At 33.0% G+C, this 1,887-nt stretch carries 2 protein-coding genes; both read right to left on the reverse strand.

Annotation, left to right across the window (positions count from 1 at the left end; translation table 11 throughout):
- Nucleotides 1-408: 408 nt before the first annotated feature.
- The gene (locus tag DRF60_RS20835; protein WP_116015271.1) at nt 409-945 is read right to left on the reverse strand and encodes a hypothetical protein; all 537 of its coding nucleotides are present in this window, start codon (nt 943-945) and stop codon (nt 409-411) included.
- Between the two features lie 2 nt (nt 946-947).
- Nucleotides 948-1,887 (reverse strand): RHS repeat-associated core domain-containing protein (locus DRF60_RS20840; RefSeq protein ID WP_133297269.1); only part of this gene is annotated, 940 nt, incomplete at its 5' end.

Here is a 1,887-nt window from a genome sequence, read left to right on the forward strand (position 1 = left end):
CATCCAGCCTCTGATGTTGTACTTATAATCAATACTTTGAAGTGGTGATCCAAGGCTAATTCCTCCGACTTTCTTGTTTTCAAGCTGGGAAAGTTCATTATACTTATTAGGCATTCTGAACAAGAATTTCTTCGGCATTACTATCTACCTGATGCTTATGAACAAGCAGCCTGTTCCTTTGGTGCTTCTTCCATCAGTTGATGGAGTTTGAGTCAATACAGATTCTCCCTGAATTGTTGGAAGAATTAATAACAATGTAGCTGCTTATAATCACAAAAAACCTCACATTTTGCGAGTTTTTTTATTATCTCCCACACGATACAATCGGGAGCGGAGGGATATACTTGAAGAAGAAAGAATAAAAGAAAATGTAAAATAAAATAACCCTCGCTTTGCGAGGGCTTATTTTTATAAGTTTGTATCAAATGTTTTTGCACTCTGAATGAATGTTTGAAGATTTTCAGTTTTTATATTGTAAAGCAATATTTTGTATTTCCCATTTGTATAAAACTTCGATACTCTTCCATTATTTGCTTTATAGAGATAATTCTCGTTATAATTTCTTTTATCCCAATACTCTCCGATGTATTTTAAAACTTCATTGTAACCAATATCTTTTAATTCCCAATTTCCAGACTCCTGTCCTTCATTTTTATAAGAAGAGTAAATATAAAATATTTGTTTATCATCATATTCGAAGAAAAAATTATTATTACTCCTAGTCCAATTTACAATCCCTTTTGGTAAAGTTATTGAAAAATGTGTTGTATAGTATACATCGTGATCTGCCGAAGCATTAACTTTATTGATATATTTGAGTTTATTCTCATTGCTGCCGTACTCAAATACCATACTATCATTATTGACACTGTTTTTTGATACATCTATATAAGAGGCACAAGAACTCATCAACAGAATTAACAAAACAAAGATTGAATATTTCATAATTATTTGTTTACTTTTTCCATTGCTTTTTTAAACGTTGAATAATCCATTGTAATAATAGAGCCTCCAGTATTATAGAATCCCACTGTGGGAGAGTATGTATTAGGTGGTGGCGTTCCTCCTATTTGACCAGGAGGCAATGAACCTTGATTTTCAGTCCATCCTAAAACCATAGAGGGTTGTGTATTACCTATCATATTCTTAGGGTCAGTATCTTTTCCTGGTCCATTAGATGGAGAAGGCGATCCATAACTTGTTACATTTCCTTCGCTATCATAATGTAAAGGATGTAAATGAGCATCAGAAGCTGTTTTGTCACCTTTTTCTCTTAAATCCTTTTTAGCATCTGCCCACTCTTTAGACCCCACTTCTCCAGCTTTTTCTCCAGTTACTGTTTTTGATGATTTCCCATTTTGCCCGAATAAAAATCCTTTTTCAGTACCAGTTTTATCTGTTTTGCCAAAAGTATATATATCATCAATTTGCTTTATTTGATCATTAGCTATTTGATTAACCACGTGACCATTACTAATTGCAGCATCTGTATCAGCTTCTTTATTACTTGTAGTTAAAACTATTTTTTTATCCGTTTTTCCATCTTCAACGTGTTTTGTAAGTTTTCCTTTCAAATTGTAATAATCTGTAAGAACACCACGTCCATCAGGATCAAAAAATTTAATTGGATTATCTACACCATATGTATATGGCGACCATCTTCTATAAATTTCCGCCAACGGGTCAACAGTTCCCCACCGTCCAATATCCGGCATATAAAACCTTGCACCATAATCATACATTCCTGTTTCTTCCTGCAATTCTTTACCATTATATTGATATTTATACGCAGGGTTTCCAGTCAGTATATTATATCCTTCATGCTTTAACCCAAATGGATAATAGTTATTTTCTTCAAGAACTTCTATTCCAATTCCATTATTAAAG

The sequence above is a fragment of the Chryseobacterium elymi genome, assembly GCF_003385495.1.
Classification (GTDB): domain Bacteria; phylum Bacteroidota; class Bacteroidia; order Flavobacteriales; family Weeksellaceae; genus Chryseobacterium; species Chryseobacterium elymi.

Coding starts and splice junctions, on each gene's coding strand:
- DRF60_RS20835 (WP_116015271.1), bottom strand. CDS start 945: ATGAAATATTCAATCTTTGTTTTGTTAATTCTGTTGATGAGTTCTTGT.